This window comes from Rathayibacter sp. AY1A5 (genome assembly GCF_002930875.1).
GTDB lineage: Bacteria > Actinomycetota > Actinomycetes > Actinomycetales > Microbacteriaceae > Rathayibacter.
Genome location: NZ_PSTM01000014.1, coordinates 1 through 24,815, shown reverse-complemented (window position 1 = coordinate 24,815; position 24,815 = coordinate 1). Strand labels below are relative to the sequence as shown.

The window sequence follows — 24,815 nt, the reverse complement described above, 5'->3', positions numbered from 1 at the left end:
CCGCGGCGTCGTCCGAACCTCGGTCCGGACGACGCCCGCTGCTGCCCCCGCCCTCAGGGCGGCGGGCCGGCCCTCGACCGCGCCGTGAGGGAGAGCGGACCCGCGGCGACGGCCGCCTCCGTTCTCGCGACGCCGCCGTCGACGTCGCAGAGGACGAGCTCGGCGCCGTTCGCGCGGGCCACGGCGGCGGCACGTCCGCACGGATCCCCGGCCAGCAGGCCGGAGGCGACGTCGGCCGCTGCCAGGGACGAGGCGTCCGCGGCGGCGACCGCTCGCTGGTGCCCGACGACTCCTGCGCAGCCGGCGAGCACGGCGGCCGTCACCAGGATCGTGCCCGCGACGACTCCGATCGCCACGACCGCGGCCGAGCCCTCCTCCCGGTCGCGGACAGCCCCGGGGAGTCGGCGGATCATCCGCCCCCGCCCAGCGCGCAGGACCGGACCGAGACCGGGAGCGACACCGCCGGGAGCGGGCGCAGCCGGGCCGCGACGTCGACGCAGACCAGTCCGTCCTGCTCCCCCGCCGTGAGCGACGCCCCCGTCACCCGGGCGAGCGGCGCGCGGGGGTCGTCGCCCCGGGCCGCGGACCGGGCCGCGTCGGCGGCCGCGTCGACGAGCCGGACGTACTGCGCCGAGGCCGCCACCGACCCCAGGCACAGCGCCAGCACCGCGACCACCGCCGGGAGCACGAGCGCGAGCTCGGCAGTGGCCGAGCCCTCCTCCTGGACGAGCCGCCCGCGCAGCAGCGGAAGGCCTCTCATCCCGCCGCGGTGAGCGCGCGGGTCACCAGGTCGGTCAGGATGCTCCGCACCTCGTCGCCCTTGAGGATGACCACCAGCAGCCCGGCGAAACCGACCGCGGCCATCGTCGCGATCGCGTACTCCGCCGTCGCCGACCCCTCATCGTGGCCCAGAGCGCCGAGACCTCCCCACCCGGGTCGGCACCACTCGACGCGCCCCGCGGAGACGTCGATGCCCGTTCCTCCGCCGGACGCCGCACCTCCGCCGCTCCTCGAGCCCCGGCTCGTTCCGGGCACACCACTTCCCGCATCCCTGCTCCTACCGAGTCCTCGACTCCGGGAGACTCCCCCGCCGCTGATCGCCGTGTCACTTCTCATCCGTCCTGCTCCGTTCCGCCCCGCTCCGTGCCCCTCCTCCGAGGATCGCTGACTCCCGATCCCACCGATCGACCCTCCGGCCGATCCGTGGAGACGCCTCCCGATCCCGCCCCTGTGGAGGAGCGGTCGACCGCGTCACGGCGCCACCGAGAACGTCGAGAGCAGCACCGAGACGACCATCGGAGCCACTCCGAGCAGCAGGAACGCCGGCAGCACGCAGATCCCGAGCGGCAGCATCAGGGTCACGCCGAGCCGAGCGGCTCGCTCCCGCGCCCCGGAGGACGCCCGTGCCCGGACCAGAGCCGCCTCGCTCCGGAGCAGGCGTCCGGCCGGCACGCCCGCCGCCGCGGAGAGGGCGAGCACCGGGTCCGCGTCGGAGAGCACGCGCTCGCCCGAGTCGAGCCCGCACTCGGCGAGCGCCGCCACGACCCGGGCGCGCGACGACTCGATCGAGCCGCCACCGGCCAGCGCCACCGAGAGGAGGTCGAGCGCGAGCCCGGGCGCCGGATCGGCCGGGGCCGCGCTTCGGACGAGGCGCCGCGTCCACGCGTGCGCGGCCGCCATCAACCCGGCTCCCCCCACCAGGCAGACCGCACCGGGCACCGTCCCGAGGAGCACGCCGACCACGTCGAAGCCCAGCAGTGCCCCCAGACCCAGCGCCGCCAGCGGCAGCGCGCTCACGACCCTCCCGGTGGCGGAGGGACCGGCCAGAGCCACCTCGATGTCCCGGCGGGCGCGCGCCAGCTCGCGCAGGGACTCCGCCAGCTCGCCGAGAGCGGCGGCGACCGGCGCGCCGGAGTCGGCGGCCACCCGCCACGCGGCGGCCAGCGCCGCCCACGCGGTCGCCTCACCGGTGTCCGGCGCTCGCCGTCGCGGCCGCTTCCGCTCCGAGCCGCTCCGCCGCGAAACCGGCGTTCCGCGCAGCAGCGCCTCCGTCACGTCGCCCCCGCGGCCGGCCTCCTCCGACACCGCCCGGAGCAGTCGCCGCCGCCGCGCGTCCCCGCTGTCCGCCCCTTCCGCCCCCGCGAGATGCCCGAGGGCCGACGCGGGAGCCACTCCCGCCGCGAGGAGGACGGCCAGTCGGTGCACGACGGCCGCGACCTCGTCCAGCCCGTCGCGGCCCGTCACGCGCTCGACCTCGAGGCGCTCGGGAGCGACCCGTCCTCGACCCTCAGGCGGCCGGCCGCGTCGAGCGCGAACGTCCCGGATGCCGCCAGCCGCCGCCGCCCGGCGCGGCGCTCGAGGTGGAGCACCAGGTCGATCGCGCTGACCGTCTGGCGGGCGATCGCCTCGGGCCCGAGCCCTGCGAGGACCCCGAGCGCCTCGAGACGCGCGGGCACGTCCTCGAGGGAGTTCGCGTGGAGGGTCCCCGCACCGCCGTCGTGCCCGGTGTTCAGCGCGGACAGCAGCTCGCGCAGCTCGACGCCGCGGCACTCGCCGAGGACCAGGCGGTCCGGACGCATCCGCAGCGCCTCCCGCACGAGCCGGTCCAGGCCCACGGCACCGGCGCCCTCAAGGTTGGGCTGCCGCGCCTCGAGCGAGACGACGTGCGGGTGCGCCGGCCGGAGCTCGCCGACGTCCTCGATGGCGACGATCCGCTCGGTCGGCGCCGCGCACCCGAGCAGGGCGCCGAGCAGGGTGGTCTTGCCCGATCCACCCGCTCCCGTGATCAGCAGGTTCCACCGCTCGCGGACCGCCCGGCGCAGAAGCCGCACTCCGTCGTCGTCCAGCATCCCCGCTGCCTGCAGCTCCCCGAGCGTCCAGGAGTCCGACCGCGGCACCCGCACCGACACGAGCGCTCCCCCGGTCGCCACCGGCGGCAGCACGACGTGCACACGGACCCCGTGGCGGAGCCTGACGTCCACGCACGGGCTCGCCTCGTCGACGTGCCGTCCACCGGCCGCGACCAGCGCGACGGCCAGCCGCCGTGCTCCGGCGGCGTCGAGCGTCCACTCCGGCACCCGCTCGGCACCGCCGCCCCGGTCGATCCAGAGGCCCGCGCCGCCGTTCACGAAGAGGTCGGTCACCGCGGGGTCCGCGGCGTGCGGCGCGAGCAGCCCGAGGCCGGCGGCGGCGGGCCGCACCGGCAGCGGGTCGCGGCGGTGCTCGGCGGGGACGAGGGGGACGAAGTCGCGGGTCATCCCGGCACGCTAGGAGCCCGTTCCGCGCGCCGGGGCGCTCCCTGCCCGATTGGAGGAGAGACGCCCGCGTCGGCGCCTGTGGAGGAACGACCCGGGCCGGACGCGCGCGCAGGAGCGGCCCGGGGCTCTCGGCAGGGAGCCCCTCCGAGGAGGGTCCCCACGGCGCAGAGAAGCCCAGTCGACGAGGAGACGTCCCGGCATCGCGGAAACGCCCCCGCGAGCAGGGCTCGAGCGGGGGCGTCCCTCCGCCGGATCCGGCGGGAAGAAGGGGGCGGCACCCATTGGGGGGAACAGGTGCCGCCTCGGCGGCGCTGGATTGGGGGGAATCACTTGCGCCGCTGGGCCGAAGTTCATTCGGCCGTATGCAACTGTAGGGGACGGATCGCGATTCGCCAAGCCCGGATCCTGTTCTCTGCGGACTCTTATCCGACACCCGCCCCGCACCCAGCTTGCGGCGCTCGGCGATCCGCGCTGGAGGCGGGCGCTACGGTGGTGCGACGCCGACCGCGCGGGCCGGCGAACGTCTCACTCGCGAAGGAGCGAATCGCAGATGTCCACTCCCCCCGACGCCCCGGCCGCCGACCGGAACGCCATCGACAATCTCCTCCACGAGACCCGCCGGTTCCCGCCGCCGGCCGATCTCGCCGCCGGAGCGGTCGCGACCGCCGCGCTCTACGACGAGGCCGCGGCCGACCGCCTCGCCTTCTGGGCCGACCGGAGCCGCGAGCTCCTGCACTGGCACCGGCCGTTCACGCGCACCCTCGACTGGAGCGAGCCCCCGTTCGCGAAGTGGTTCGACGACGGCGAGCTGAACGTGGCCTACAACTGCCTCGACCGCCACGTCCTGGCCGGCCACGGCGACCGCGTCGCCCTGCACTGGGAGGGCGAGCCCGGCGACTCCCGCTCGATCACCTACGCCGAGCTCACCGCCGAGGTGAAGCGCGCCGCGAACCTGCTCACGAGCCTCGGCGTCCGCGCCGGCGACCGCGTGGCGATCTACCTGCCCATGATCCCGGAGGCGGTCATCGCGATGCTCGCCGTCGCCCGGCTGGGGGCGGTCCACTCCGTCGTCTTCGGCGGATTCAGCGCCGAGAGCCTCCGCGCGCGGATCGACGACGCGGAGGCGACACTCGTCATCACCGCCGACGGCGGCTGGCGCAAGGGCGCCGTCTCGCCCCTGAAGCCGGCGGTCGACGCCGCGCTCGCCCTCGGCGGCGAGTCCAGCGTCCAGCACGTCCTGGTCGTGCGCCGCGGAGGCAACGAGGTCGCCTGGCACGAGGGGCGCGACCTCTGGTGGCACGAGGAGATCGTGGCGGTCGACGCCGACCACGTCGCGAAGCCGTTCCCCGCCGAGCAGCCCCTCTTCATCCTCTACACGAGCGGCACGACCGGGAAGCCCAAGGGCATCCTGCACACCAGCGGCGGATACCTCACCCAGGTCGCCTTCACGCACCGCGCGGTCTTCGACCTGCACCCCGAGTCGGACGTCTACTGGTCGACCGCGGACGTGGGCTGGATCACCGGGCACAGCTACGTCGTCTACGGCCCGCTCGCCAACGGCGCCACCCAGGTGATGTACGAGGGCACTCCCGACAGCCCGCATCCCGGCCGCTGGTGGGAGATCGTCGAGAAGCACGGCGTGACGATCCTCTACGCGGCTCCCACGGCGATCCGCTCCTTCATGAAGCTCGGCCGGCAGATCCCGCAGCGCTTCGACCTCTCGAGCCTGCGCCTGCTCGGATCGGTCGGCGAGCCGATCAACCCGGAGGCGTGGGTCTGGTACCGCGACGTCATCGGCGGCGGCCGCACCCCCATCGTCGACACGTGGTGGCAGACCGAGACCGGCGCGATGATGGTGTCCCCCCTGCCCGGGGTGACGACTCTCAAGCCCGGGTCCGCGCAGGTCGCTCTGCCGGGGATCTCGATCGACGTGGTCGACGACGCCGGGACGCCGGTCGGCGCCGACGAGGGCGGACTGCTCGTGATCACCGAGCCCTGGCCGGCGATGCTGCGCGGCATCTGGGGCGACCCGGAGCGCTACGTCGAGACCTACTGGTCGAAGTTCGGCGACCGCTACTTCGCGGGTGACGGAGCGCGTCGCGACCAGGACGGCGACCTCTGGCTCCTGGGGCGCGTGGACGACGTGATGAACGTCTCCGGCCACCGCCTCTCGACCGCCGAGATCGAGTCGGCCCTCGTCTCCCACCCGGTCGTCGCCGAAGCGGCCGTCGTGGGAGCCGCGGACGAGACCACCGGCCAGGCCGTGGTCGCGTTCGTGATCGCGAAGGCGAGCCAGGCCGAGGCGCTGGCCCACGGACACGACGAGCTCGAGGCCACCCTGAAGGCGCACGTCGCCGAGCACATCGGCGCGATCGCCCGCCCGAAGCGGATCTTCGTGGTGCAGGAGCTGCCCAAGACCCGCTCGGGGAAGATCATGCGCCGGCTGCTGCGCGACGCGGCGGAGGGACGCGCCGTGGGCGACACGACGACGCTCGCGGACACGCAGGTGATGGCGGTGATCTCCTCCGCGATCGCCGCGGACTGACCGGGCACCGCACGCCCCCTCCCGCCGCGTGGGCAGGAGGGGGCGGTGCGTCAGTCGAAGGCGACGATCAGCTCGACCTCGAGGGGAGCGCCGAGGGGCAGCTCCGCCACCCCGACGGCCGATCGCGCGTGACGGCCGGGCTCGCCGAACACGTCGCCGAGCAGCTCCGAGGCGCCGTTGATCACGCCGGGCTGCCCGGTGAAGCCGGAGGCGGACGCGACGAAGCCGGTGAGCTTCACGATCCGCGTCACCCGGTCGAGCGATCCGATCGCGTCGGCGACGGCCGCGAGCGCGTTGAGGGCGCAGGTGCGGGCCAGCTCCTTCGCCTGCTCGGGCGACACCTCGGCGCCGACCTTGCCGACCATCGGCAGAGAGCCGTCGACGAAGGGGATCTGCCCGGCCGTGTAGACGAGGCCGCCGTGCACGACGGCGGGGACGTAGGCGCCGGCGGGGACCGCGACCGCCGGCAGCTCGACGCCGAGCTCCGCGAGACGCTCGGCGATCACGCGCCGGCCTCGGCGACGGGGCGCTTGAGGTACGCGACGAGGCCGCCCTCGGGACCGGTCACGATCTGGACCAGCTCCCAGCCCTCGGATCCCCAGGTGTTCAGGATCGCCGTGGTGTTGTGGATCATCAGCGGGGTGGTGATGTACTCCCAGCGCGGGACGGACATGGCTCTCCTCGGGTGCGGCCGGTGCGGGACGACTGCTGAGCGCCGCGCGTCGGCGGGATGAGCGCCGCGGCTCGTCCGAGCGCGGCGACTACGCTGATTCTATGTCGGGGCAGGGCGGGACCAGAGTCGTGAAGACCATCGGGGGCGCCGTCGGCGGTCTGATCGGCATCGTCGCCATGAGCGTCGTCGCGGGAGTCCTGGTGGCCGCCTCGGTGACGCCGGCGATCGCGCTGAGCGGCATGGCCGCCGGCAACACGGTGGAGATGTTCGACAACCTCCCCGAGTACCTCGAGATCGGCACGCTCGCCGAGAAGAGCGACGTGTACGCGAAGGACTCCTCCGGCGGCGACGTGCTGCTCGCCTCCTTCTACGCCCAGAACCGCGTCGAGGTGGGCTGGGACGAGATCTCGCCGTTCGTGAAGGATGCCGTGGTCGCCTCCGAGGACCCCCGCTTCTACGAGCACGGCGGCATCGATCTGCTCGGCACCGTCCGCGCGGCCGCGACGACGGCCATGGGCGGGGACGTCCAGGGCGGCTCCTCCATCACGCAGCAGTACGTCAAGAACGTGCTCGTGCAGAAGGCGGAGGCGCTCAGCGATCCGATCGAGCGCGACGCGGCCTACCGCGAGGCCACGGAGACCACTCCGGAGCGCAAGGTCGCGGAGATGCGGCTCGCCATCGGGCTCGAGAAGGAGTATCCGAAGAACGACATCCTGCTGGGCTACCTCAACATCGCCCTGTTCGGCGGCACCGTCTACGGCGTCGAGGCGGCTGCCCGCTACTACTTCGGAGTGAGCGCGAAGGACCTCTCGCTCGCGCAGTCCGCCGCGCTCGTCGCGATCGTGAACAACCCCGAGAAGTTCCGCTTCGACCGGCCCGGCGACCCGGCGAACCCCGCCGCGGAGGGCTACCCGCAGACCCGGGACCGGCGCGACTACATCGTCACCCGCATGGACCTCGAGTCGAAGGTGACGTCCGAGCAGGCGCAGGCGGCCGTCGCCGAGCCCGTGACGCCGGACATCACCGAGCCGAGCACCGGCTGCCAGACGGCCGGAGTCGCGGCCTTCTTCTGCGACTACGTCACCTGGGTCATCAAGAACGACGACGCGTTCGGTGCGAGTCAGGACGAGCGCGACGCCACGTTCAAGCGCGGCGGCTACCGGATCTACACGACCCTCGACTCCGACCTGCAGCAGGCCGCCGTCTCGGCCACCGACGACTGGGTGCCCAAGTCGATGGCGAACGTGAACATCGGCAGCGCGAGCGTCTCGGTCGAGGTCGGCACCGGCCGCATCCTCGCGATGACCCAGAACAAGGACTACTCCAACGATCCGGACCTGACGGGCCCCAACTACACGAGCGTCAACTACAACACCGACTTCGGGTACGGCGGCTCCTCGGGATTCCAGGTCGGCTCGACCTACAAGGTGTTCACCCTGGCGGAGTGGCTGCAGGAGGGGCACTCGCTCGGCGAGAGCGTCGACGGCACCCGCCGCGCCTACACGACCTTCCGTGACAGCTGCGAGCCCGACGGCGTCTACTACGGCGAGTCCTGGAACCCCGGGAACGACGAGGGCGGCAACGGAGGAGTGACCACGGCTCTGCAGGCCACGACCGGCTCGATCAACACCTCGTTCGCCGCCATGGCCCAGCAGCTGGACCTCTGCGGCATCCGCAACACGGCGCTGGCGATGGGCGTGCACCGTGCCGACGGGACCGAGCTGCAGAAGCTCGCGCCGACCATCCTCGGCACCAACGAGATCGCTCCGCTCACGATGGCCACGGCCTTCGCCGGCTTCGCGAACAAGGGCACCGTCTGCACGCCCATCGCGATCGACCGCATCGTCGACCGCACGGGCGCCGACGTCGCGCCGCCCGCCTCCGAGTGCAGCCAGGGGATGTCCGAGGAGGTGGCCGCCACCGCCGGCTACGCCCTGCAGCAGGTGGTGACGGGCGGCACCGGCGCCCCCTCCAACCCCCGCACCGGGGTGCCGCACATCGGCAAGACCGGCACCACGGACGACGCGCTGCACACGTGGATGGTCGGCGCGAGCACCGAGGTCGCCACCGCCACCTGGGTCGGCAACGTGACCGGCTTCACCTCCATGCGCGGATTCAGTCTCAACCGGGTGAACGCCGGTCAGGTGCGCCACCAGATCTGGCCGCGCATCATGCGCGTCGCCGACGCCAAGTACGGCGGGACGGCGTTCCCGGCTCCGGTCCGCTCGCTCGTCGACGCTCCGCAGGAGGCCGTGCCCCAGGTCACCGGCCAGAGCCCCTCTGCGGCGGCCTCACGCCTGCGCTCCGTCGGCTTCACGGTCCGCGTCGACACTTCTCCGGTCCCCTCCGACCGCCCGGCAGGGACGGTCGCGCAGACGAACCCGCCCGCCGGGTCGCGCGTCTCCCGGGGCGCGGAGATCACCCTGCAGATCAGCGCCGGACCGGGCGCCCCGCCCCGCGCGGGCTGAGCCCCTGCACCCCCGGCTGCTCCCGAGGGAGCGTCCGGCAGAATGAACGCGGCCGCGCTCGCGGCCGACGTGCGAGAGAAGGACCCATGACCGGACGCACCCGTCGCCCCCTCACCACCGCCCTCGCGACCGTCGCCGCGGCCGGAGCCGTCGCCGCGGCCTGGGGCATCGGCGTCGAGCGGACGCTGTTCACCGTCCGGCGCACGTCGTTCCCGGTGCTGCCCGCCGGTTCCGAGCCGATCCGCGTCCTGCACGTGTCGGACCTGCACATGGCCCCGTGGCAGACGAAGAAGCAGGAGTGGATCCGCTCGCTCCTCGCCCTGGCGCCCGACGTCGTGGTCGACACCGGCGACAACCTCGGCCACCGCGACGGCGTGCTCGGCATCCGCCGGGCTCTGGAGCCCTTCGCCGGGATCCCCGGCGCCTTCGTCAACGGATCCAACGACTACTTCGGCCCTCGGATCAAGAACCCGCTCCGCTACTTCGTCGGCCCCTCCAAGAACCCCAAGCAGCACGAGGCCGATCTCGACACCGACGGGCTGACCGGCTTCTTCTCGGACGGGCTCGGCTGGGTGGACCTCAACAACCGCGCCGAGAGCATCACGGTGAAGGGGACGCGCATCGAGTTCTTCGGCGTCGACGACCCGCACATCGGCCTCGACCGCATCGACCTGGTCGCCGGAGCCGTGGACGAGCTGCGCGGCGCGGAGGACGGACCGGCCGGGGTCAGCATCGGCGTGGCGCACGCGCCCTACCAGCGCATCCTCGACGACTTCGTCGCCCGCGGCGCCGAGGTGATCCTCGCCGGGCACACGCACGGCGGGCAGGTCTGCGTCCCGGGCTTCGGCGCCCTCGTCACCAACTGCGACATCCCGCGCGACAAGGTCGCCGGCTCGACGACGTGGGACAACGGACTGCGCAGCTCGTACCTCAACGTGTCCGCCGGAGTCGGCACCTCGATCTACGCACCGGTGCGCTTCGCCTGCCGGCCCGAGGTGACCCTCGTCACGCTCACTCCGGCGGCCTGACGAGGGGTGTCCGACGGCGGTCCGGAAATCGGCTACTATTGTCGAGGCTCGTGAGCGGTTCTCCGTGATGAGCACACCGGGGTGTGGCGCAGCTTGGTAGCGCGCCTCGTTCGGGACGAGGAGGTCGTGGGTTCGAATCCCGCTACCCCGACCGGTGAGAAGCCCGGCCAGGATCGATGATCCGGCCGGGCTTCTTCGTTCCCGGGGCGTTCTCGGAATTCTGCTGTGGCGGGGCTCGCCCGCAGGCGGATGCTCGCCCGGGCCGGAGCCTGGTCGACGACGGAGCCGGCGCGATCACCGCCCCGCGCTCTCCGGCTCGAGCACCCCTGACGGCGTCCCGAGCGTCCTGCGCACGGGCGTGCCTCCAGCCCACTCCCCCGCGCCTCCCGGCCCGATCCCAGCAGCCGGGAGCGAGACTGTTCTTCCGCCGTCGTCGCCGCCCCCGCCCGACGACCGACGAGAGGAGCACCGTGACCCGGTCGCTCACCCGCCTCACCCTCGCCATCAGCGTGCCCTACGTGGTCGCGCTCGCAGCGATCGCCTTCTGGCCGACGCCCGTCGATGCGGGAGTGCGGGGGGATCTCGGCCGGGTGACCTCCTGGTTCGCCCGGCACGGCCTCCCGATGGTCGACTACGCGTTCATCGAGTCGACCGCCAACATCGCCCTGTTCGTGCCCCTGGGGCTGCTCCTGGCCCTCAACCTGCGGCTCCGGAGGGCGTGGGTCGCTGTGGCCGTCGGCGCCGTCGTGAGCTCGCTGATCGAGGCGGGCCAGCTGCTCTTCCTCTCGGCGCGCTTCGCGACCGTCGACGACGTCGTGATGAACACCTCCGGCGCGCTTCTCGGCGCGGTCGCCGGCGTCCTGCTCCGGATGGTCGTCCGCGCACGACGACGCCGGAGGGCGGCGGAGTGGGACGACGCCTTCGCGCACATCCCCCTCCGCGGCACCTCCGGCGTGGTGGCGGATCAGCCGAGCCGCGTCCGCTGAGACGACGGCTCCGCCGCGTCAGCGGCCGAGGCCGCGGTACTCCCAGCCGGCCGCACGCCAGGCGGCGGGGTCGAGGCAGTTGCGACCGTCGACGAGGAAGGTGTTGGCCACCTTCGCCGCCGTGGCCGCGGGGTCGAGGGCGCGGAACTGCTTCCACTCCGTCACGACGACCACGGCGTCGGCACCGGCCAGCGCCTCGTCGACGTCGGTCGTGTAGGTGATCTCGGGGTAGCGGCGGCGCGAGTTCTCGATCGCCTCGGGGTCGGTCGCGACCACGGTCGCACCGAGGTCGTGCAGGCGAGCGGCGACGTCGAGCGACGGCGAGTCGCGGATGTCGTCCGACTCCGGCTTGAACGCCAGACCGAGCACCGCGATGCGGCGGCCCTCGACGGAGCCGCCCAGGCCCTCGGTGACGAGGTCGACGACGCGCTGACGGCGACGCAGGTTGATCGCGTCGACCTCTTTGAGGAAGGCGACGGACTCGCCGACGCCGAGCTCGTCGGCGCGGGCAGAGAAGGCGCGGATGTCCTTCGGGAGGCAGCCGCCTCCGAAGCCGATGCCCGCGTTCAGGAAGCGGCGGCCGATCCGCACGTCGTAGCCGATCGCGTCGGCGAGCTGCGTGACGTCCGCGCCGGTGACCTCCGCGATCTCGGCGATCGCGTTGATGAACGAGATCTTGGTCGCGAGGAAGGCGTTGGCCGAGACCTTCACCAGCTCGGCGGTGGCGTAGTCGGTGACCACGAGCGGGGTCTCGGCCGCGAGCGCCGTCGCGTAGACCTCGTCGAGGGTCGCCTTCGCCGCTGCTCCGGCCTCGCCCGCGGGCACGCCGTAGACGAGCCGGTCGGGGCTGATCGTGTCCTTGACCGCGAAGCCCTCGCGGAGGAACTCGGGGTTCCAGGCGAGGGTCGCACCGGAGGAGGCGATGCGGTCGGCCAGGCGGGCGGCGGTGCCGACGGGGACGGTCGACTTGCCGACGACGAGGGAGTCCGCCTCGAGGTAGGGCAGGAGACCGTCGATCGCCGAGTCGACGTAGGTCATGTCCGCGGCGTTCTCGCCCGGCTTCTGCGGGGTGCCGACGGCGACGAAGTGCACGGCCGCACCGGCGGCGTCGGCCATGTCGGTCGAGAAGCGCAGGCGCCCGGAGGCGACGCCGGAGGACAGCAGCTCCGGGAGGCCGGGCTCGAAGAACGGCGCGGTGCCGGCGGCCAGGGCGTCGATCTTCTTCTGGTCGACGTCGATGCCGATGACGTCGTGGCCGAGCTCGGCCATGGCGGCAGCGTGGACGGCACCGAGGTAGCCGCAGCCGATGACAGAAAGCTTCACAGGGGTTCTCCGAATCGTGGCGGGTTCGTGTCGCGGTCGCGACGGTGAGGAGGAGCGATGCGATGCGGCGAGGCGTCAGCGCGCCCGCGGACGCGCGACTACCGCCGCGCCAATGCTCTCAGATCGCGGGAGACGTCGGCGACAGCCGCCGCGATCTGCGCCGCCACGCGCTCATGCACGGCCTCGCTGCGGCCGATCGGGTCCTCGATGTCGTCGCCGCCCTCGCCCCGCGGGGCGCGCCCGCGGTGGGCGGCGGCGAGCCGCACGACGGCGCGGAGCCGCGCGGCGGGGTCCTCGACCGTCGGCAGCGGCACCTCCCGCAGCACGAACGGCAGCACGCGGGCGAACTCGAGCAGCGTGAAGCCGCGGAGGAGGAGCGACGGGAAGCGCCGGGAGGCGTCGACCAGGTGGTCGCGCGTCATCGTGAGCAGGAGGTCGGCGTCGCCGACGATCGCGTCGCCGAGCACCGCGCTCGTGTGCGCGGCCGGGTCTCCCCCGTGCTGAGCCGAGAAGCGGGCCGAGACCGGGTCCATCGGCAGTCCGTCGCGCGTCCTCACTCCGGCGCTCGTGAACGCGAAGAGCGGACCTCCCGCGGGTGATGTCGCGTCGGCGAGTGCGGCGCGCAGCAGCTGCTCCGCCATCGGCGACCGGCAGATGTTGCCGGTGCAGACCGAGAGCACGGTGAAGACGGGGGCGGCGGTGGCGGCGACCGGTTCGTCCGGTCGCCAGCTCCGGCGGGCGGGGCGGGCGGAGTCGTCTCCCGGGAAGATCATCGCGGGGCGCTCAGGCCGAGGTCGACGCGGGCTCGGGCTCGACGGCCGTGTCCGGGCGGGCACCCGATCGCTCGGAGCCGTAGTAGCTCGTGTAGTAGTAGCCGTAGCCCCGGCCGACCTGGCCGCGCGCGGGCACGCGGTTGAGGATCACGCCGAGGGTGTGGCCGCTGACCCGCTCGATGTTCTGGATCGCCTTGCCCAGCTCGTCGGTCGTCGTCCTGCCCGCGGAGATGACCACGAGCGCGCCGTCGGTGCGGGCGGTGAGGATGGCGCCGTCCGTGACGGGCAGGAGCGGCGGCGCATCGACGATCACGATGGCCTCGCGAGCGATCTCGTGCAGGAGGATGTCCATGCCGTTGGAGCCGAGCAGCTCGGACGGGTTCGGCGGGATCGACCCGGCTCCGAGCACCCAGAGGTTGCCGGACGGGCCCCACGGCTGCAGGACGTCCTGCAGTTCCGCCTTGCCGATCAGCAAGTCGGTCAGGCCGACGCCGGGAACGAGGCCGAACGACTTGGCGACGGTGGGCTTGCGGAGGTCGCCATCGACGACGACGGTCCGCTGGCCGGAGGCGGCAAGCGTCACCGCGAGGTTCGCGGTCACCGTCGACTTGCCGTCCGAGGGCAGCGGGCTCGTCACGACGATGATGCGCGGCGGGCTGTCGATGTTCATGAACTGCAGGTTCGTGCGGAGCTCGCGCAGCGCCTCGGCGAGTGCGTGCTTGCCGTCGGCCTTGATGTAGTCGGTCGTGTCGGCCTCGGGGACGATGCGGTTGGTCTCGCTGAGGCGCTTGTCGACGGGGAGGGTGCCGACCACGGGGAGGTCGAACAGGCGCTCGACCATCTCGGCGGTGCGGATGCGCCGGTCCAGCGTGTTGCGGACGAACGCGTAGACGAGACCGAGGACGAGGCCCGCGAGCGCGCCGACCGCGAGGACGAGGCGCAGGTTCGGGAACGCCGGCGAGGACGGGAGCGCCGCGGCCTGCAGAACGGTGAGGGAGACCGTGTCGCCGACGCCCGTCTCCTGGTTGACCTGCTGCACCTTGGTGGCGATGGCCGCGACCCAGGCGTCGGCGAGCTTCTGCGCGCCCTCGGGGGTGGAGGCGGTGGCGCTGACCTTCATCACCGGGGCGACCGTGTCGGCCTGCACCGTGATCGCCGAGATCAGCGTGGCGGGCGAGACGTCGAGGCCGAGGCTGTCGATCGCGATCTGCGCCACGTCGCGCGAGGTGGCGATCGGGACGTACGTGGCGAGGCTCGACTTGGCGACGGACTGCGCGATCTGCTGCGTGTAGATCGCCTGGCTGTCGTCGGCACCGGTGGTGGCGACGGAGACCAGGCCCTGCGAGTCGGCGACGTACCGCGGCTTCTGCGTCAGCGACCAGCCGAAGGCGACGAGAGTGCCGAGGAGGATCGCCGCGACGATCGGGATCCAGTGGTCGCGCAGCAGCCGGAGGACGTCTCGAAGTTCCACAGAGTCAGATTTCCTTCGCTGGTACGGATCACGCGGCGGGCGCCGGCGACGGGTTCTTCCGAATTCTGACACAGCGCTTCCGCGCCCTCGGCGCCAGGCGCGTCAACCGTGCCACCCGTCGGGGGTGGGCTCCGGCGGAGTCCCTCTCCTGATCACTCCGAGGCCCTCGAGCTCGACGACCGCCGACTCGACGACCGCCTCCGCATCGACGCCGGCGGGCGGCGGGCCCGCCTCCTCGAGCACCGCGGCGACGAGACCGGGCAGATCGGAGCCCCGGCCGGCGTGGCGCCAGATCGTCGGGCCGATGCCGGACAGGCGAACGAGGGTGCCGCCGCAGAACACGAGCAGCTGGCCGTCGGCGAGCTCCACCGCGTCGTCCGCAGGGGTGCGCAGGACGGTGCCGGGCAGGGCCTCGCCCACAGGGTCGAGCTGCACGGAGACCACCTCGGACCAGGCGGACGGGGCCCCGGCGCCGAGGGACGCGAAGACCTCCTCGACCAGGTGCACCACGCTCGCGGCCTCGGAGTAGACCAGTCGCCGGACGCCGCCCAGCGCCGAGAGGGTGCGGACGAGATCGGCGATCGGCCGCGGTCGGGCCGAGAGGTACGAGGTCTGCGGCACCAGATCCTCGATCGCGTCGACCGGGTCGACGTGCTCGAGGAAGGGCGTCCCGACGCCGTCGCGGCGCTCGAGCAGGAGGACGCCCGCCAGACGCAGGGGCGCCTCCGGGACCGGTCGGAGGGCGAGCGACCCGGGGGCCAGCTGCGCCTTCGGCGCCGATCCGGTCAGCGGCTTCACCGACAGCGGCTTGGGATAGGGCAGGACGCGCCCCTCCGGGGTCACGCCGACCGTCTCGTCGGTGACGTAGCCGAAGCGGGACCCGAGCGTCCGGGCGATGGTGGTCTTGCCGGTCCCGGAGGCGGCGACGAAGGCCAGCACGCGGCCGGACTCGTCGGAGATCCCGCAGGCGTGGAGCATCAGCAGGTCGGCGCGCCGGGCGCCGATCGCCTCGAGGGTCAGGGTCGAGGTCAGGGACTCCTCGAGCTGCGCGAGCGTGGCGCTCGAGACCCGGGGCGAGCCGTCGACCGGGACGGAGGGATCGTGCCCCACCTCGGCGAGGACGTCGCGTGCTCCCGCGTCGGGCTCGGACGCGCAGGCGGCCCAGCTGTCGGCGATCCGCGCCGCGTCCTCGTCGCCGACGCCGCGTCCGAAGACCACGCGGAACGGGGTCTCGAGGACCGAGACGGACAGGGTGCGGGGCTCGGCGCCCCTCCCCCCGGCGATCAGTACGCCCCGTCGCGGGCGAGGACGGCGCGCGCGGTCTTGAAGAGGATGACGATGTCGCCGGTCATCGACCAGTTCTCGACGTAGTACAGGTCGAGGCGGACGGTGTCCTCCCACGAGAGGTTCGAGCGTCCGCTGACCTGCCAGAGCCCGGTGATGCCCGGCTTCATCAGGAAGCGGCGGTGCACGTGCTCCTCGTACTGCTCGACCTCGCGGGCCAGCGGCGGGCGGGGGCCGATCAGGGACATGTCGCCGCGGAAGACGTTCAGGAACTGGGGCAGCTCGTCGAGGCTGAAGCGCCGGAGGATCGCACCCACCCGGGTGACGCGGGGGTCCTTCGCCATCTTGAAGAGGATCGAGTTCCCCTCCGCACGCTGCTGCGACGCGAGAGCCGCCAGTCGCGCCTCCGCGTCGACGACCATCGAGCGGAACTTCAGCATCTCGAAGGTCGCGCCGTTCAGGCCGATGCGCTCCTGCCGGAAGAGCACGGGCCCGGGGCTGGTGACCTTGACCAGCACGGCGACGACGACGAGCACCGGCGCGCTGAGGATGATCAGCATGGTCGACGCCAGGATGTCGAAGAGGCGCTTGGCGAACCGCTGGCGGCCGTCGAAGCGCGGGGTCTCGACGTGGATCAGCGGAAGGCCCGCGACGGGGCGGGTGTGGATGCGCGGACCGCCGATGTCGGTGAGGCTCGGCGCCACGACGAGGTGCTCGCGCCCGGGCTCGAGCGTCCAGCTCAGCTCGCGGATCCGCTGCGGCGCCAGCTCGTCGGAGCTCGTGACGACCACCGTGTCGGCACCGGTGGCGTCCATCACGGCGCGGACGCCGTCGATCCCGGTGAACCCGTGGACCGCGAGGCCCGAGAGCTCCTGCTCGCTCCGCAGCGCGTCCGCACCGCCGACCGAGGTCGAGACGGCGCCGACGAGCTTGTAGCCGGCCTCGGTGCCGCGACGCAGCTCGCGCGCGGTGTGCAGGACGCTCGCGCGGGAGCCGAGGAGCACGACCTGGCTCGAGAAGCGGCCCGCCCGGCGCTGCCGGGTGAGCCAGGAGCGCCAGACCAGGCGGCCGACGCAGATCAGCACGATCCCGGCGGGGAACGCCGTGATGATGTAGCCGCGCGCGAGCAGGATCTGGAGCAGGTAGGCGATGATCGCGACGATGCCGAAGAGCCAGATGGAGGCGTCGACGACGCGGCGGTACTCGACGTAGCCGGTGCCGACGATCCGGCGGTCGCGCGTGTCGAAGACCTGGAGGGCGAGGAGCCAGCCGACCGACAGGGCGACGGACACCCAGGTGTAGCTGACCGCGATGTCGGCGGGGTTCTTGAACCCCAGATCCGAGTTCAGGTTCAGGTCGAACCAGAAGAGCTGCGTGCCGAAGACGGAGAGGACGATCGCGACGACGTCCGTGATGAGCAGCCGTCGCCGGTAGTCCTGCTCCCACGACGGCCGACGCCTCAGCGGTGCCCCTTGCGCCGTCATCGTTTCCCCCGACCTTTCCTGCTGCTTCGAAAGGCGTAATTCCGTTTCCGGTGTTGTCACGTCGTCAGGCTACCCACTTCCTCGTTTCGGAGGGGTGTCGCACCGGTGAGGAACGCTCGACCGGTCAGCCGCGGAGCCGGCCGCGGCTCTCCTGGAGGTAGCACGCGCCGCACAGCGACTCGTAGGTGACCGCCGTTCCGTCGATCGCGACCTGATCGCCGTCGAAGACGAAGCGGCCGTCCACGACGCGCCCGTTGAAGATCGCTTTGCGCCCGCACCGGCAGATCGTCTTCAGCTCCTCGAGGCTGTGGGCGATCTCCAGGAGCCGCCTGCTGCCCGGGAACGCGGCGGTGCGGAAGTCCGTGCGGATGCCGTACGCCAGGACGGGCACGTTCTCGAGGATGGAGATCCGGAGCAGATCGTCGACGTGCGACTCCGGCAGGAACTGCACCTCGTCGACGAGCAGAGCGCTCACGTCGCGCTTCGACTCGGCCAGGACGCGGGCCCGGGCCGCGGTGAAGACGGCCATCGGGTCCCCGTCGGGCTCGAACAGGATGTCCACCGGACGGGTCACGCCGAGCCGCGACACGATCAGCTCCTCGCCCTTCGTGTCGACGGCCGGCTTGGCCAGCAGCACCCGGTGCCCGCGCTCCTCGTAGTTGTGCGCGGCCTGCAGGAGCGACGTGCTCTTCCCGCTGTTCATCGCTCCGTAGCGGAAGTACAGCTTGGCCATCAGGTCTCCTCGGGGCGGGTCCGGAGGCGGGGCCCCCGGGGTGAGCAGGGGCCGGTCACGGGAGGAACCCGTCCTCGCCGGCGCGGCGGATCAGATCGGCCCGGCGGCTCGCGGGCCTGCCGACGGCGACGTACTTGCGGCGCACGCGCTGCAGGTAGGTCTTCGCGGTCTCGAACTGCACGTTCATCTTGGCGGCGACCTCGGGGGTGCTCGATCCGGACGCGTAGAGGCGCAGCGCCTCCAGCTCGCCGGCGCTGAGCCGTGGGCGCTGCTGCGCCGCGACCCCGGACGGCAGGGGCCGCCACTGCGCGGACGAGACGTCGGCCGAGCGCATCTCGAGAGCGGCGCGGGTCTGCTCCATCACCTCGGCGAGCGGGCGCGACTTCGCCAGGTGCCGCACGGCTCCGGCCTTCAGGGCGCGCTCGCGGACCTCGTCGTCCTCGCTCGCGGAGAGCGCCACGACCGCGGCTCCCGCCGCCCGGCAGGTCCGGATCCGCGCCTCGATCGAGATCGGCTCGCGCAGCTCGACGTCCATCACGACCACCTGGGTGGGGAAGACATCGCTCGTCACCAGGTCGTGCCAGGTGGAGGCGGCCACGACGACCTCGAAGTCCGGGGCGTGGGTGCGGATCCACGCGCTCGTCGCCGCGAGCAGGTCCTCGCGCGGGTCGAGCAGGCCGAGCCGGACCGCACGGGGTGCCGCGTCGCGGGCGCTCCAGGCGGAGGAGCCCGAGGGCTCACCGGAGCGGGTGACCATGCGGACGATCCTAGCCGCGGCCGGGCCCGCCCCCGGCTCAGAACAGCGTCGGCTGCCCGACGCCGGGCAGGATCGCGGCGCGCTCCGGCCCGAGCTCCCCGACCAGCAGCCCGTCGTGCTGGAGGGAGCGCCGCTCGCCGCCGAGGGTCCGCAGCGTCCCGAGCGAATTCAGGGCGGAGGACTTGACGGAGCCGGTGGCCGGGTCCTCCTCGCCGCGCTCGAGCCCGTGCGCGCGCATCAGCGGGCGGATGCGCGCGGAGAGCCAGCGCCGGTACTCGAGAGGCGCGTAGGCGTCGCGGCCCGGGTAGAGCGCTCGGTACTTGTCGACCAGCTCGGGGTGCTCCTGCCCGAGCCACTGCAGGAACCACTCCTTCACCCCGGGCTTGAGGTAGAGGGTCGAGTACATGATCGTGCTGGCGCCCGCCTCGCGGCAGGCCCGGAGCGACTCGTCGAGGTGCGCCCGTGTGTCGGTGAGGAACGGCAGGATCGGCATCAGGAACACCGAGCAGTCGAAGCCGGCCTCCCGTGCCGCGGTGACCGTCGCCAGCCTGGCCGCCGCGGTCGGCGCACCCGGCTCGACGGAGCGCTGGAGGCCCTCGTCGTAGACGGCGATCGACACGCCGAGGTCGACCGGGACGTGCTCGGCGGCCTCGCGGAGCAGCGGCAGGTCTCGCCGCAGCAGCGAGCCCTTCGTGAGGATCGAGATCGGGGTGCCCGAGGCGGCGAGCGCGGCGATGATGCCCGGCATCAGCCGGTAGCGGCCCTCGGCGCGCTGGTACGGATCGGTGTTGGTGCCGAGTGCCACGGGGTGCCGCTCCCAGCTCGGCTTCGCGAGCTCCCGGGTGAGGACCTCGGCGACGTTCACCTTCACGACGATCTGCGAGTCGAAGTCGCGGCCGCCGTCGAACTCGAGGTACTCGTGCGTGGGCCGGGCGAAGCAGTAGGTGCAGGCGTGGGTGCAGCCGCGCATCGGGTTGATGCTCCAGCCGAACGGCATCTTCGAGGAGGTGTGCACGCGGTTGAGCGCCGACTTCGCGAGCACCTCGTAGAAGGTGATGCCCTCGAACTCCGGCGTGCGCACCGTCCGCACCAGGTCGGTGAGCTTGACGAGCCCGGGCAGCGCGGCCTCGTCGGCCGTGCCGATCGACTGCCCGCTCCACCTCATGGGGCCATTAGAACATACGTTCGAGCGGGTCGCAGCCGATCAGACCGAGGCGGACAGCTCCAGCGTCTCGGCGGTCGCGGTGACCGTCTGCTCGGCCTTCTCGGGCGCGTCGTTGAGCGTCGAGCCGTAGCTCGGCACCAGTGCGCGGATCCGCGGCTCCCAGGCCTTCATCCGGTCGGGGAAGCACTTCTGCACGATGTCGAGCATGATCGGCACGGCGGTCGAGGCTCCGGGCGAGGCGCCGAGCAGGCCGGCGATCGTGCCGTCCCCTCCCGTGATGACCTCGGTGCCGAACTGCAGCACGCCGCCCTTCTTCTCGTCCTTCTTCATCACCTGGACGCGCTGGCCGGCGGTGATCAGGTACCAGTCCTCGTCGCGGGCGGTGGGCAGGAACTCGCGCAGGGCCTTCATCTTCTTGCCACGGCCGGCGAGCACCTCGCCGATCAGGTACTTCATCAGGTCGAGGTTGTCGCGGGCGACCGCGAGCATCGGGCCGATGTTGTGCGGCCGGATCGACAGGGGCAGGTCGAGCCACGAGCCGCGCTTCAGGAACTTGGGCGTGAAGCCCGCGTAGGGGCCGAAGAGGAGGGACGACTCGCCGTCGACGACGCGCGCATCGAGGTGCGGCACCGACATCGGGGGCGCGCCGACCGCGGCCTTGCCGTAGACCTTCGCCTTGTGCCGGGCGACCAGCTCGGGGTTGTCGGTGCGGAGGAACTGGCCCGAGATCGGGAAGCCTCCGAAGCCCTTGATCTCGGGGATGCCCGACTTCTGCAGGAGGTGCAGCGCACCGCCGCCGGCGCCGACGAAGACGAAGCGGGCGGTCACCGACTGGGGCGTGCCCCCGACGACCTGCTTGAGGTCGAGGCGCCAGGTGCCGTCCTTCTGCCGGGTGATGTCGGTGACCTCGCGGCCGGTGTCGAGCGTGCCGCCGTGGGCGACGACGTGGTCGAACAGCTGGTGGGTCAGCGAGCCGAAGTCGACGTCGGTGCCGGCCGGCATGCGCGTCGCCGCATAGGGGCCGCCGCCGGCGGGACGCTGCTCCATCAGCAGGGGCGCCCACTCGTGGATGGTCTTGACGCTCTCGGTGAACTCGATGCCGGCGAACAGCGGCTGGTCCTTGAGCGCCTCGTAGCGCTTCCGGAGGTACTCGACGTTGGCCTCGCCGTGCACGAAGGTCATGTGCGGCGCCGGGTTGATGAAGCTGGAGGGCTCGCGGATGTCGCCGGACTCCACCAGGCTCGACCAGAACTGGCGCGAGATCTGGAACTGCTCGTTGATCTGGATCGCCTTGGCCGGGTCGACGGAGCCGTCGGCCGCCTCGGGCATGTAGTTCAGCTCGCAGAGGGCCGCGTGACCGGTGCCCGCGTTGTTCCACGGGTTCGACGACTCCTGCGCCACGTCGCCGAGGCGCTCGTAGGCGGCGATCGTCCAGTCGGGCTGCAGCTGGGTGATGAGGGCGCCGAGCGTGGCGCTCATGATGCCCCCACCGATGAGGGCGACGTCGACCGGTTCCGAGGAGTTCACGAGAGTCGAGTTTACGCTCGCCCGAGCACACCGCGGCGGGGAGGGGCCCCGCTCCCCCATCAAATTCGCGGCTTTTCCACCCGGAAGGGGCCGGAGCGCTCGGCGCCGGCCCCGTCCACGGAGGTCAGGAGACGGGCTGCTTCGCCGCGATGAGCTCGGCGATCTGCACGGCGTTCAGGGCCGCGCCCTTGCGGAGGTTGTCGTTGCTGATGAAGAGCGCGAGGCCGCGTCCCTCCGGAGCGCCTTCGTCGGCGCGGATGCGGCCGACGAAGCTCGGGTCCTTGCCCGCGGCCTCCAGCGGAGTCGGCACCTCGCGCAGCACGACGCCGGGCGCGTCGGCCAGCAGCTCGCGAGCACGCTCGGGGCTGAGGGCGGAGGCGAACTCGGCGTTGACGGAGAGCGAGTGGCCGGTGAACACGGGGACGCGCACGCAGGTGCCCGAGACCAGCAGCTCCGGGAGCTCGAGGATGCGGCGGCTCTCGTTGCGGAGCTTCTTCTCCTCGTCGGTCTCGTTCGAGCCGTCCTCGACCAGGCTCCCCGCGAAGGGGATGACGTCGAAGGCGATCGGGGCGACGTACTTGTCCGGCGCGGGGAAGTCGACCGCCGAGCCGTCGTGCACCAGGTCGAGCAGGTGCTCGTCGGCGACGGCGGCGCGGACCTGGCCGGCCAGCTCGTTCGCTCCGGCCAGTCCGCTGCCGGACACGGCCTGGTAGGTGCTGACGATCAGGCGCGTGAGCCCCGCCTCGCGGTCGAGGACCTTGAGGATCGGCATCGCGGCCATCGTGGTGCAGTTGGGGTTGGCGATGATGCCCTTGACCGCCTGGTCGATGGCGTGGGGGTTCACCTCGCTGACGACCAGCGGGACCTCGGGGTCCATACGCCAGGCGCTGGAGTTGTCGATCACGGTGACGCCGGCCGCGGCGAAGCGGGGCGCCTGCGCGCGCGATCCCGTGGCTCCGGCCGAGAACAGGGCGATGTCGAGCCCCGTCGGATCGGCGGTCTCCACGTCCTCGACCACGACGTCCTCGCCGCGGAACGGCAGCGTCGTGCCCGCCGAGCGGGCGGTGGCGAAGAAGCGGATGGACGCGATCGGGAAGTCGCGCTCCTCGAGGAGGCGGCGCATCACCTTCCCGACCTGGCCGGTCGCGCCGACGACGCCCACGTGGAGGGGGGTGCTGCTCATGCTGTGCTCTTTCGTCCGTGCGGCGCGCGGGCCGCTCGTGGCGGGGGGATCGAGGGAGAGAGTACCGGTCGGTCCGGCCGCTCGGGAGGAACGGCCGGATCGCGAGGGTGTCCGGCCGTCAGCGGCCGGTGCCGGCGTAGACGACGGCCTCGTCCTCGGCGTCGAGCCCGAAGGCGGTGTGCACGACGCGCAGAGCCTCGTTCACGGTGTCGGCGCGGGTGACGACCGAGATGCGGATCTCGCTCGTGGAGATCATCTCGATGTTGATCCCGGCCTCGTAGAGGGAGCGGAACAGCTTCGCGGAGACGCCGGCGTTGGTGCGCATCCCGGCGCCCACGAGCGCGAGCTTGGCGATCTGGTCGTCGTACTGCAGGGACTCGAAGCCGACCTCGTCCTTCTCGGCGTTGAGAGCCATGAGGACCGTCTGGCCGTCGGCCTTGGGCAGGGTGAACGAGATGTCGGTGCGGGCGGTGGCCGCAGCCGACACGTTCTGCACGATCATGTCGATGTTGGAGCCGGTCTTGGCCACGATCGTGAAGATCTGAGCGGCCTTGCCCGGGATGTCGGGGACTCCGACGACGGTGATCTTCGCCTCGTTCAGGTCGGCGGCGACTCCGGCGATGATGGGCTCTTCCACGGCTTGTCCGTTCTGCTCGGCGCCGGCGGTCTCGGCGTTGTAGACGATGGTGCCCTCGTTGGGGCTGAAGGAGGAGCGCACGTGGAGCGTGACTCCGTGGCGGCGGGCGAACTCGACGGCGCGGATGTGCAGCACCTTCGCTCCCGCGGCGGCCAGCTCGAGCATCTCCTCGCTGGTGATGCGGTCGAGCTTGCGGGCCTTCTTGACGACCCGCGGGTCGGCGGTGAAGACGCCGTCGACGTCGGTGTAGATCTCGCAGGTGTCGGCGCCGAGTCCCGCGGCGAGCGCGACGGCGGTGGTGTCGGAGCCGCCGCGGCCGAGGGTGGTGATGTCCTTCGTGTCGCGGTTGAAGCCCTGGAAGCCCGCGACGATGACGACGGCGTTCTCGTCGAGCGCCTCGCGGAGGCGGACCGGGGTGATGTCGACGATGCGGGCGGCGCCGTGCTGCGCGTCCGTGATCATGCCGGCCTGGCTGCCGGTGAAGGAGCGGGCCTCGAAGCCCATGCTCTTGATCGCCATCGCCAGCAGCGCCATCGAGATGCGCTCGCCCGAGGAGAGCAGCATGTCGAGCTCGCGGGGGGCGGGGATGGGAGTGACCTGGTGGGCGAGCTCGAGCAGGTCGTCGGTGGTGTCGCCCATGGCCGAGACGGCGACGACCACGTCGTTGCCCGCCTGCTTGGTGGCGACGATCCGCTTCGCGACCCGCTTGATGCTCTCCGCGTCGGCGACGGAGGACCCGCCGAACTTCTGGACGATCAGGCTCACGTGCTGCTCCCGTGTCGGTGGCTGGACCGCCGTCGCGACCCGACGGGCGAGTCTACCGGTCGACCGCATGCCGGAGCGGTCATGCGACTCCGGCGGCCGCGTCAGTTCTCGACGAGCCGGCGGCCCTCGAAGGCGCGGCCGAGGGTGATCTCGTCGGCGTACTCGAGGTCTCCGCCGACGGGCAGCCCGGAGGCCAGGCGGGTGATGCGGATGCCGAGGGTGCTGAGCATGCGCGAGAGGTAGGTCGCCGTCGCCTCGCCCTCGAGGTTCGGGTCGGTCGCGATGATGACCTCCTGCACCTCGCCGTCCGCGAGCCGCTGCAGCAGCTGGCGGATGCGGAGCTGATCCGGGCCGATGCCGTCGATCGGGCTGATCGCGCCGCCGAGCACGTGGTAGAGCCCACGGAACTCGCGGGTGCGCTCGATCGCCGGGACGTCCTTCGCCTCCTCCACGACGCAGATGACGGCGCGGCTGCGGCGCGGATCGCGGCAGATCCCGCAGGTCGCCTCCTCCGCCACGTTCCCGCAGATGTCGCAGAAGTGCACACGGCCGCGCAGCTCGAGCAGGATCTCGGCGAGCCGGGTGACGTCGAACGTCTCGGTCTGCAGGATGTGGAACGCGATGCGCTGGGCGGACTTCGGGCCGATGCCGGGGAGCCGGCCGAGCTCGTCGATCAGCTCCTGGACGATGCCTTCGTACATGCGGTCGCCTCCTCTCGGGTGGGGCGGACGGGGGTGGCGGTGCAGGCGGCGGAGG

At 72.4% G+C, this 24,815-nt stretch carries 23 protein-coding genes and 1 tRNA gene; 5 read left to right on the top strand and 19 right to left on the bottom strand.

Annotated features, from left to right (window positions below):
• Nucleotides 1–53: 53 nt before the first annotated feature.
• From C5B98_RS11050 to C5B98_RS11030, 5 genes are all read right to left on the bottom strand, one after another.
• Nucleotides 54–413, bottom strand: coding sequence for an Rv3654c family TadE-like protein (locus tag C5B98_RS11050; protein WP_104222195.1), 360 nt, complete (start codon nt 411–413; stop codon nt 54–56).
• The gene (locus tag C5B98_RS11045; RefSeq protein ID WP_104222193.1) at nt 410–760 is read right to left on the bottom strand and encodes a TadE family type IV pilus minor pilin; all 351 of its coding nucleotides are present in this window, start codon (nt 758–760) and stop codon (nt 410–412) included. The genes C5B98_RS11050 and C5B98_RS11045 overlap by 4 nt, the downstream gene beginning before the upstream one ends.
• The gene (locus C5B98_RS17475; RefSeq protein WP_374953060.1) at nt 757–912 is read right to left on the bottom strand and encodes a DUF4244 domain-containing protein; all 156 of its coding nucleotides are present in this window, start codon (nt 910–912) and stop codon (nt 757–759) included. Before C5B98_RS17475 ends, C5B98_RS11045 begins: the two co-directional genes overlap by 4 nt.
• A 339-nt stretch (nt 913–1,251) precedes the next feature.
• On the bottom strand, nt 1,252–2,244 hold the full coding sequence (locus C5B98_RS11035; protein WP_104222191.1) for a type II secretion system F family protein: 993 nt from the start codon (nt 2,242–2,244) through the stop codon (nt 1,252–1,254).
• Nucleotides 2,241–3,257, bottom strand: coding sequence for a TadA family conjugal transfer-associated ATPase (locus tag C5B98_RS11030; protein WP_104222189.1), 1,017 nt, complete (start codon nt 3,255–3,257; stop codon nt 2,241–2,243). Before C5B98_RS11030 ends, C5B98_RS11035 begins: the two co-directional genes overlap by 4 nt.
• Before the next feature lie 550 nt (nt 3,258–3,807).
• Between C5B98_RS11030 and acs the strand changes: the two genes are divergently transcribed.
• Nucleotides 3,808–5,802 carry an acetate--CoA ligase gene (acs, locus tag C5B98_RS11025; RefSeq protein WP_104327792.1) on the top strand — a complete coding sequence of 665 codons (1,995 nt, stop codon included), beginning with the start codon at nt 3,808–3,810 and terminating at the stop codon, nt 5,800–5,802.
• A gap of 50 nt (nt 5,803–5,852) precedes the next feature.
• On the opposite strand, the gene C5B98_RS11020 is transcribed toward acs, so the two are convergent.
• Both C5B98_RS11020 and C5B98_RS17005 read right to left on the bottom strand, forming a co-directional pair.
• Entirely contained in the window at nt 5,853–6,308 is a 456-nt protein-coding gene (locus C5B98_RS11020) for a RidA family protein (protein WP_219814444.1), read from the bottom strand.
• The gene (locus tag C5B98_RS17005) at nt 6,305–6,475 is read right to left on the bottom strand and encodes a hypothetical protein (RefSeq protein WP_164861113.1); all 171 of its coding nucleotides are present in this window, start codon (nt 6,473–6,475) and stop codon (nt 6,305–6,307) included. The genes C5B98_RS11020 and C5B98_RS17005 overlap by 4 nt, the downstream gene beginning before the upstream one ends.
• A 101-nt stretch (nt 6,476–6,576) precedes the next feature.
• On the opposite strand from C5B98_RS17005, the gene C5B98_RS11015 reads away from it, so the two are divergent.
• The 4 genes from C5B98_RS11015 to C5B98_RS17295 all read left to right on the top strand — a co-directional run bounded on the left by C5B98_RS11015 (nt 6,577) and on the right by C5B98_RS17295 (nt 10,957).
• Nucleotides 6,577–8,943: a transglycosylase domain-containing protein gene (locus tag C5B98_RS11015; protein ID WP_104222185.1), complete on the top strand. Its 2,367-nt coding sequence runs from the start codon at nt 6,577–6,579 to the stop codon at nt 8,941–8,943.
• 86 nt (nt 8,944–9,029) lie between these two features.
• Nucleotides 9,030–9,971: a metallophosphoesterase gene (locus C5B98_RS11010; protein WP_104222183.1), complete on the top strand. Its 942-nt coding sequence runs from the start codon at nt 9,030–9,032 to the stop codon at nt 9,969–9,971.
• Between the two features lie 77 nt (nt 9,972–10,048).
• Nucleotides 10,049–10,122, top strand: a tRNA-Pro gene (locus C5B98_RS11005).
• A 319-nt stretch (nt 10,123–10,441) separates the two neighbouring features.
• On the top strand, nt 10,442–10,957 hold the full coding sequence (locus tag C5B98_RS17295; RefSeq protein WP_258059527.1) for a VanZ family protein: 516 nt from the start codon (nt 10,442–10,444) through the stop codon (nt 10,955–10,957).
• 18 nt (nt 10,958–10,975) lie between these two features.
• Here the strand turns inward: C5B98_RS17295 and C5B98_RS10995 are convergent, their stop codons facing one another.
• The 12 genes from C5B98_RS10995 to recR form a co-directional block, all read right to left on the bottom strand.
• Complete coding sequence (locus tag C5B98_RS10995; protein WP_104222179.1) at nt 10,976–12,280, bottom strand: UDP-glucose/GDP-mannose dehydrogenase family protein; 1,305 nt, start codon at nt 12,278–12,280, stop codon at nt 10,976–10,978.
• A 98-nt stretch (nt 12,281–12,378) separates the two neighbouring features.
• The gene (locus C5B98_RS10990) at nt 12,379–13,053 is read right to left on the bottom strand and encodes a low molecular weight phosphatase family protein (RefSeq protein WP_104222177.1); all 675 of its coding nucleotides are present in this window, start codon (nt 13,051–13,053) and stop codon (nt 12,379–12,381) included.
• Between the two features lie 10 nt (nt 13,054–13,063).
• Entirely contained in the window at nt 13,064–14,524 is a 1,461-nt protein-coding gene (locus tag C5B98_RS10985; RefSeq protein ID WP_181027156.1) for a polysaccharide biosynthesis tyrosine autokinase, read from the bottom strand.
• A gap of 102 nt (nt 14,525–14,626) precedes the next feature.
• A complete protein-coding gene (locus tag C5B98_RS10980; protein WP_104222173.1) occupies nt 14,627–15,742 on the bottom strand; it encodes a hypothetical protein in 1,116 nt (371 codons plus the stop codon).
• A gap of 65 nt (nt 15,743–15,807) precedes the next feature.
• Nucleotides 15,808–17,292 (bottom strand): sugar transferase, encoded by a 1,485-nt coding sequence (locus C5B98_RS10975; RefSeq protein WP_104222171.1) that lies wholly within the window; start codon nt 17,290–17,292, stop codon nt 15,808–15,810.
• Nucleotides 17,293–17,416: 124 nt separating this feature from the next.
• Nucleotides 17,417–18,025 carry a thymidine kinase gene (locus C5B98_RS10970; protein ID WP_104222169.1) on the bottom strand — a complete coding sequence of 203 codons (609 nt, stop codon included), beginning with the start codon at nt 18,023–18,025 and terminating at the stop codon, nt 17,417–17,419.
• 55 nt (nt 18,026–18,080) lie between these two features.
• Nucleotides 18,081–18,782, bottom strand: a complete 702-nt coding sequence (locus C5B98_RS10965) for a LuxR C-terminal-related transcriptional regulator (RefSeq protein WP_104222167.1) — start codon at nt 18,780–18,782, stop codon at nt 18,081–18,083.
• Nucleotides 18,783–18,819: 37 nt separating this feature from the next.
• Nucleotides 18,820–19,947, bottom strand: a complete 1,128-nt coding sequence (locus C5B98_RS10960; RefSeq protein WP_104222165.1) for an Rv2578c family radical SAM protein — start codon at nt 19,945–19,947, stop codon at nt 18,820–18,822.
• Between the two features lie 39 nt (nt 19,948–19,986).
• Nucleotides 19,987–21,534: a malate:quinone oxidoreductase gene (locus tag C5B98_RS10955; protein ID WP_104222163.1), complete on the bottom strand. Its 1,548-nt coding sequence runs from the start codon at nt 21,532–21,534 to the stop codon at nt 19,987–19,989.
• A gap of 64 nt (nt 21,535–21,598) precedes the next feature.
• A complete protein-coding gene (locus tag C5B98_RS10950; RefSeq protein WP_104222161.1) occupies nt 21,599–22,657 on the bottom strand; it encodes an aspartate-semialdehyde dehydrogenase in 1,059 nt (352 codons plus the stop codon).
• Nucleotides 22,658–22,775: 118 nt separating this feature from the next.
• Entirely contained in the window at nt 22,776–24,059 is a 1,284-nt protein-coding gene (locus tag C5B98_RS10945; protein ID WP_104222160.1) for an aspartate kinase, read from the bottom strand.
• A 101-nt stretch (nt 24,060–24,160) separates the two neighbouring features.
• Complete coding sequence (recR, locus tag C5B98_RS10940; RefSeq protein ID WP_104222157.1) at nt 24,161–24,760, bottom strand: recombination mediator RecR; 600 nt, start codon at nt 24,758–24,760, stop codon at nt 24,161–24,163.
• Nucleotides 24,761–24,815: the final 55 nt, after the last annotated feature.

Coding starts and splice junctions, on each gene's coding strand:
- C5B98_RS11050 (WP_104222195.1), bottom strand. CDS start 413: ATGATCCGCCGACTCCCCGGGGCTGTCCGCGACCGGGAGGAGGGCTCG.
- C5B98_RS11045 (WP_104222193.1), bottom strand. CDS start 760: ATGAGAGGCCTTCCGCTGCTGCGCGGGCGGCTCGTCCAGGAGGAGGGC.
- C5B98_RS11030 (WP_104222189.1), bottom strand. CDS start 3,257: ATGACCCGCGACTTCGTCCCCCTCGTCCCCGCCGAGCACCGCCGCGAC.
- acs (WP_104327792.1), top strand. CDS start 3,808: ATGTCCACTCCCCCCGACGCCCCGGCCGCCGACCGGAACGCCATCGAC.
- C5B98_RS17005 (WP_164861113.1), bottom strand. CDS start 6,475: ATGTCCGTCCCGCGCTGGGAGTACATCACCACCCCGCTGATGATCCAC.
- C5B98_RS11015 (WP_104222185.1), top strand. CDS start 6,577: ATGTCGGGGCAGGGCGGGACCAGAGTCGTGAAGACCATCGGGGGCGCC.
- C5B98_RS11010 (WP_104222183.1), top strand. CDS start 9,030: ATGACCGGACGCACCCGTCGCCCCCTCACCACCGCCCTCGCGACCGTC.
- C5B98_RS10990 (WP_104222177.1), bottom strand. CDS start 13,053: ATGATCTTCCCGGGAGACGACTCCGCCCGCCCCGCCCGCCGGAGCTGG.
- C5B98_RS10975 (WP_104222171.1), bottom strand. CDS start 17,292: ATGACGGCGCAAGGGGCACCGCTGAGGCGTCGGCCGTCGTGGGAGCAG.
- C5B98_RS10970 (WP_104222169.1), bottom strand. CDS start 18,025: ATGGCCAAGCTGTACTTCCGCTACGGAGCGATGAACAGCGGGAAGAGC.
- C5B98_RS10965 (WP_104222167.1), bottom strand. CDS start 18,782: ATGGTCACCCGCTCCGGTGAGCCCTCGGGCTCCTCCGCCTGGAGCGCC.
- C5B98_RS10960 (WP_104222165.1), bottom strand. CDS start 19,947: ATGAGGTGGAGCGGGCAGTCGATCGGCACGGCCGACGAGGCCGCGCTG.
- C5B98_RS10955 (WP_104222163.1), bottom strand. CDS start 21,534: ATGGGGGAGCGGGGCCCCTCCCCGCCGCGGTGTGCTCGGGCGAGCGTA.
- C5B98_RS10950 (WP_104222161.1), bottom strand. CDS start 22,657: ATGAGCAGCACCCCCCTCCACGTGGGCGTCGTCGGCGCGACCGGCCAG.
- recR (WP_104222157.1), bottom strand. CDS start 24,760: ATGTACGAAGGCATCGTCCAGGAGCTGATCGACGAGCTCGGCCGGCTC.